4 protein-coding genes are annotated in these 6,178 nt (G+C 71.4%); all 4 read right to left on the reverse strand.

The features are described 5' to 3' along the window. Positions 1-48: 48 nt before the first annotated feature. From ndk to ileS, 4 genes are read right to left on the reverse strand one after another with little or no spacing between them, the layout of a single operon-like run. Positions 49-465: a nucleoside-diphosphate kinase gene (gene ndk, locus ACK4LS_RS08730; RefSeq protein ID WP_409716148.1), complete on the reverse strand. Its 417-nt coding sequence runs from the start codon at positions 463-465 to the stop codon at positions 49-51. A 3-nt stretch (positions 466-468) separates the two neighbouring features. Further along, positions 469-891 (reverse strand): DUF4233 domain-containing protein, encoded by a 423-nt coding sequence (locus ACK4LS_RS08735; protein ID WP_409716151.1) that lies wholly within the window; start codon positions 889-891, stop codon positions 469-471. After that, complete coding sequence (locus tag ACK4LS_RS08740) at positions 888-2,240, reverse strand: bifunctional folylpolyglutamate synthase/dihydrofolate synthase (RefSeq protein ID WP_409716154.1); 1,353 nt, start codon at positions 2,238-2,240, stop codon at positions 888-890. Before ACK4LS_RS08740 ends, ACK4LS_RS08735 begins: the two co-directional genes overlap by 4 nt. Then, a complete protein-coding gene (gene ileS, locus ACK4LS_RS08745) occupies positions 2,237-5,656 on the reverse strand; it encodes an isoleucine--tRNA ligase (RefSeq protein ID WP_409716156.1) in 3,420 nt (1,139 codons plus the stop codon). Before ileS ends, ACK4LS_RS08740 begins: the two co-directional genes overlap by 4 nt. Positions 5,657-6,178 lie beyond the last annotated feature (522 nt).

Here is a 6,178-nt window from a genome sequence, read left to right on the forward strand (position 1 = left end):
AAACGACGAAGGCCGCCACCCCCACGGGGCGACGGCCTTCACGGTGGATCAGGCGAACCAGATCGCGAGCTCGCGCTCGGCGGACTCGACGCTGTCGCTGCCGTGCACGAGGTTCTGCTGCACCTTCAGGCCCCAGTCGCGACCGAAGTCGCCGCGGATCGTGCCGGGCGCGGCGGTGGTGGGGTCGGTCGTGCCGGCGAGGGAGCGGAAGCCCTCGATGACGCGGTTGCCGGCGAGGCGGATCGCGACCGAGGGGCCGGACAGCATGAACTCGAGCAGCGGCTCGTAGAACGGCTTGCCCTCGTGCTCGGCGTAGTGCCGGGCGAGGGTCTCACGGTCGGGCTCCACGAGGCGGATATCGACGAGGGCGTAGCCCTTCGCCTCGATGCGGGCGAGGATCGATCCGGTCAGTCCGCGGGCGACGCCGTCGGGCTTGACCAGGACGAGGGTCTCTTCGGTGGCCATGGGTCATTCTCCGTTCGAGAGGTCGGGGTCAGCGGCGAGCCGGGCGTTGCGTCGGTCCAGCGCCGCTCCCTTGATCGTCGCATACGCCCACATGCCGCCGAAAATGAGGGCGACCACCGCGAGGGCGGGGACGAGGAACCCGCCGAGCAGCAGCACGACCTGCAACGCCCACCCGGCGAACAGAGCCCACCGGTGCCGGAGCAGCCCGGAGACGGCGACCATGGCGACCGCCAGGACCACGCCACCGACGATTCCCCACCACGGGGCGATGCCGAACGGCAGCACCTTCAGTCCGTAGACGACGAGTCCGCCGAGGAAGACGATGATCGACTCGAAGCCGAGCACGACCGAACCGAGCGACTCCTGGGCACCGCGCTGACGACGCGGGCGCGGGGCGCGCGGCGTACGGGGTTCGCGGGGGCTCATCCCTGCCACCCCGACTTCCAGTCCTCCAGCTCCGACAGGCGCAGCGCCTCTCCGGCCAGCACCACCGAGCCGGCGATGACAACGGCCCGCCGGTCGGACTCCGCCGCCCAGGAGCGCGCGGCATCGGCGGCGTCTTCGAGCGTCGGGTGCACCGTCACGGGCAGGTCGGCGGCCTCGGCGACGTCGGCGATCACGTCGGGGTCGGTCGCGCGGTCGGTGTCGGGAGCCGTGGCGAACACGCGTGCCACGGCGGGCACGAGCGCCGACATGATGCCCACGGCATCCTTGCCCTTCAGGATGCCGACGACGGCCCCCCACTCGTCGATGTCGAACGCCTCGTCGAGGGCGGCGACGAGCGCCCGGGCGCCGTGCGGGTTGTGGGCGGCGTCGACGAGCACGGTCGGCGCGGTGCCCACGAGCTGCAGGCGCCCCGGAGAGGTGGCGTTGCCGAGGCCGTCGGCCACGACGTCGGGCGCGAGCGGCTGCGAGCCGCCGCCGATGAGCGACTCCACCGCGGCGACGGCCAGGGCGGCGTTGGCCCCCTGGTGCGCGCCGTAGAGCGGCAGGTACACCTCGGCGTAGGTGCCCGCGACGCCGCGGATGGACAGCTGCTGACCGCCGACGGCGAGGGTCTGCGCCTCGAGCGCGAAGCCGTCACCGGCCACGGCCACGCTGGCGCCCTCCTTCTCGGCGCGCGAGCGGATGGCGCGCAGGGCCTCGGCGGGTTGCGCCGCCGAGACGACGGCCGCACCGGTCTTGATGATGCCCGCCTTGACCGTCGCGATCTCGGCGATCGTCGAGCCGAGGCGGTCGACGTGATCGACGTCGATGGGCGTGAACACCGCGACGTCGCCGTCGGCGGTGTTCGTGGAGTCCCACTCCCCGCCCATACCGACCTCGAGCACCAGCACATCGATCGGGGCGTCGGCGCACGCCACGAACGCGAGCACCGTGAGCAGTTCGAAGAACGTCAGCGGGGCGTCTCCCGCCGCGGTCAACTCGGCGTCCACCATGTCGACGAAGGGGGTGATCTCGTCCCACGCGTCGGCGATCGCGGCATCCGAGACGGGCTCGCCGTCGATGAGGATGCGCTCGGTGAAGCGCTCGAGGTGGGGGCTCGTGAACAGTCCCGTGCGCAGGCCCATCGCGCGCAGCAGGGTCTCGATCATGCGGCTGGTCGAGGTCTTGCCGTTGGTGCCGGTGACGTGGATCACGCGGTAGGTGCGCTGCGGGTCGGCGAGCAGCTCGAGCACGCGGCGCGTGCGCTCGACGCGCGGCTGCACCCACTGCTCGCCCTGCCGCTCGAGCAGGGCGCCGTAGACGGCGTCGGCCCGGGTGCGATCGCTCACGCGAGGCCTCCCGTCGTCAGGCGGCCGACGGCGACCGTGACGGCGCCGACGTTCGCGTAGGTCTTCGCGGGGATGACGGTCTCGAACTCGGCCGACGCGATCGCCCCACGCTCGACGAGACGGCCCTCGGGCCCGGCCAGCACGACCGCTTCGGCGAGGGTCTCGGATGCCACGCCCGCGACGTCGAACGCCTGGGCGACGGCGCGGGCATCGGCGTCCTCGACGAACGTCAGCGACAGGAAGATGCGGTCGCTCACGTCGAAGCCGGCGGCCTTTCGGGTGTCCTGGATGCCGCGGATCATGTCGCGCGCCAGGCCCTCGGCCTCCAGCTCGGGGGTCGTGACGGTGTCGAGCAGCACGAACCCGCCGGAGGCCAGCACGGCCAGCGCCTCGCCCTCGGGGCGACCCGCGGTCTCGACGACGAGGTCGTACTCGGCGGGCTCGAGGGCGATGCCGCCCGCGACGACCTGACCGTCGACCTCGCTCCAGTCGCCCTCGCGGGCGGCCTTGATCGCCTGCTGCACCTGCTTGCCCAGGCGCGGGCCGGCCGCGCGGGCGTTGACCGACAGCCGGTGGGTGATGCCGTACGCGGCGGCGGTGCCCTCCTGCAGCGCCACCTGCTCGACGCTCTTGACGTTGAGCTCTTCGCGCAGGATGCCGTCGAACTGCGCCAGGCCGTCGGCATCCGTCGTCACCACCGTCAGACGCGACAGCGGGAGGCGCACGCGCTTGCCCTCGCGCTTACGCAGGGCGTTGGCGACGCTGGAGACCTCGCGCACGGTGTCCATCGCGGTGCGGATGTCTTCGGCCGCCGGGAACGCCGACGCGTCGGGCCAGTCGGCCAGGTGCACGCTGCGGCCACCGGTGAGGCCCTGCCACACGCGCTCGGTCACGAGCGGCAACAGCGGGGCGGCAACGCGGGTGAGCGTCTCGAGCACCGTGTAGAGCGTGTCGAAGGCCTCGCGGCTGCGGGGGTCGTCGGTCGCGCCGACCCAGAACCGGTCGCGCGAGCGCCGGATGTACCAGTTGGTCAGCACCTCGGCGAAGTCGCGCAGCCGCTCGGCCGCGGTCGTGGAGTCGAGGCCCTCGAGATCCGCGGCGACGTCGCGCACGAGGTCGCCCGTGAGGGCGAGGATGTACCGGTCGAGCACGTCCGTGGAGTCGGTGCGCCACTCGGCCTCGTAGCCGTCGGTCCCGGAGGCGTTGGCGTAGGTCGCGAAGAAGTACCACGCGTTCCACAGCGGCAGCAGGAACTCGCGCACGCCGGAGCGGATGCCCTCCTCCGTCACGACGAGGTTGCCGCCGCGCAGCACCGAGCTCGACATGAGGAACCAGCGCATGGCATCCGAGCCGTCGCGGTCGAACACCTCGCGCACGTCGGGGTAGTTGCGCAGCGACTTCGACATCTTCTGCCCGTCGTTGCCGAGGACGATGCCGTGGCACGACACACCCGTGTACGCCGGGCGGTCGAACAGCGCGGTCGAGAGCACGTGCATCACGTAGAACCAGCCGCGCGTCTGCCCGATGTACTCGACGATGAAATCCGCCGGGGCGTGCTCGTCGAACCACTCGTGATTCTCGAACGGGTAGTGCACCTGCGCGAAGGGCATCGAGCCCGAGTCGAACCACACGTCGAGCACGTCCTCGATGCGGCGCATCGTGGACGTCCCCGTGGGGTCGTCGGGGTTCGGGCGCGTGAGGTCGTCGATGTAGGGGCGGTGCAGGTCGACCTCGCCGTCGCCGTTGACCGGCAGGCGTCCGAAGTCGGCCTCCATCTCGGCGAGCGAGCCGTAGACGTCGACGCGCGGGTAGTTCGCATCGTCGCTCTTCCACACCGGGATCGGCGAGCCCCAGTAACGATTACGGCTGATCGACCAGTCGCGCGCGCCCTCGAGCCACTTGCCGAACTGGCCCTCCTTGACGTTCTCGGGTACCCAGGTGATCTGCTGGTTGTTCGCCAGCAGGTCGTCCTTGATGTCGGTCACCCGCACGAACCAGCTCGACACGGCCTTGTAGATGAGGGGGTTCCGGCAGCGCCAGCAGTGCGGGTAGGAGTGCTCGTACGACGCCTCGCGCAGCAGACGCCCGCCCTGCGTGAGCAGGCGGATGAGCGGACGATTCGCCTCGAGCCAGAGCTCCCCCGCCACGTCGGTGACGGCAGGGAGGAAGCGGCCGCCGTCGTCGAGGGAGATGATCGTGGGCAGGCCCGCGGCATCCGCGAGGCGCTTGTCGTCCTCACCGTAAGCCGGAGCCTGGTGCACGATGCCGGTACCGTCCGAGACGGTGACGTAGTCGTCGACGAGGATCTTCCACGCGTCGCCCGTGCCCCAGGTCTCGGCGTCGGCGTAGTAGTCGAACAGACGGTCGTACGACACGCCCTCCAGCTCCGCGCCGAGGATCGTCGTCTGCACGGCCTGGCGGGCGGCATCCACGCTGTCGTACCCGAGGTCCTTGGCGTACCCGGGCAGCAGGTCCTCCGCCAGCAGGTAGCGGTGCGCGACGGCCTCGATCGCCTCGTCGGGCGTGCCATCGGGGGCGCGGTGCACGTCGGCGGCGCCGTGGGGCCCGCCCTCGACGACCGCGTACCGGATGCCGGGACCCACCGCCAGGGCGAGGTTCGTCGGAAGCGTCCACGGCGTCGTCGTCCACGCCAGCGCCCGCACGCCCGTGAGGCCGAGCGCCTCGGCCTTGGCGCCCACGAGGGGGAAGGTGACGGTGACCGAGGGATCCTGCCGCATCTTGTAGACGTCGTCGTCCATGCGCAGCTCGTGCGTCGACAGGGGGGTCTCGTCGCGCCAGCAGTACGGCAGCACGCGGTAGCCCTCGTACGCGAGGCCCTTGTCGTGCAGGGTCTTGAAGGCCCACAGCACGCTCTCCATGTAGGTCGTGTCGAGCGTCTTGTATCCGCGCTCGAAGTCGACCCAGCGGGCCTGGCGGGTGACGTAGTCCTGCCACTCGCGCGTGTACTCGAGCACCGATTCGCGGGCCTTGGCGTTGAAGGTCGCCACGCCCATGCGCTCGATCTCGTCCTTCTCGGTGATCCCGAGCTGCTTCATGGCCTCGAGCTCGGCGGGAAGACCGTGGGTGTCCCACCCGAAGACGCGGTCGACCTTCTTGCCGCGCATGGTCTGGAAGCGCGGGAAGACGTCCTTGGCGTAGCCGGTGAGGAGGTGTCCGTAGTGGGGCAGGCCGTTCGCGAAGGGCGGGCCGTCGTAGAACACCCACTCCTCGGCGCCCTCGCGATTCGCGATCGAGGCGCGGAAAGTGTCGTCGGCGGCCCAGAACGCGAGCGTGTCGTCCTCGATCGCCGGGAACCGGGGGCTCGGGACGACGGCGGGCGCACCGGATGCCGTGCCCGCGGACGCGACCGAGGCGTCGGCGGCGGGGCCGAAGGATGAGGGGCGTGGGTAGGTCATGTCTCTCCGCAGGTCGGGAATCACCTGCGGGGACGATCCTCGCGGACCGCGGTACCACCCCGCGTTGCGCTGCCCCCGATCGGGTGCGGCGCCTCTCTCACTGCGGCTGTGACGGGCCTGCCCCGCGCGGTTCTACTAGTCCGGCCCCTGAGCGAGTCGAAGGGTCGGAGGTTCTTCCGCGAGCTCCCCGGTGATGGCCGGATCGATGCGTGTGGCCCCAGTCTACGCGCTCACGGCCGGCGGTGGTGCGGGGTCTGCGCGGCGGCCGGGCGCCCGAGACACGCCGCTCTCGGCGCACGAGCCACGGCGGGTCCTGGACACTCGACGAGCGGGCGAGGGGCGAGCGCGCTGACGGGACTCACGAGGGCGCGGAAGGCCGACCCGCCGCGGCCAGGAGCTCCCGCGTGAACGGATGCCGGGGCTCGGCGAAGACGCACGACACCGCGCCCGAGTCCACGACGCGGCCGTCCTTCATCACGATCACGTCGTCGGCGATGCCGGCGACGACGTCGAGGTCGTGCG

This window comes from Microbacterium sp. (assembly GCF_046295495.1).
GTDB lineage: Bacteria > Actinomycetota > Actinomycetes > Actinomycetales > Microbacteriaceae > Microbacterium.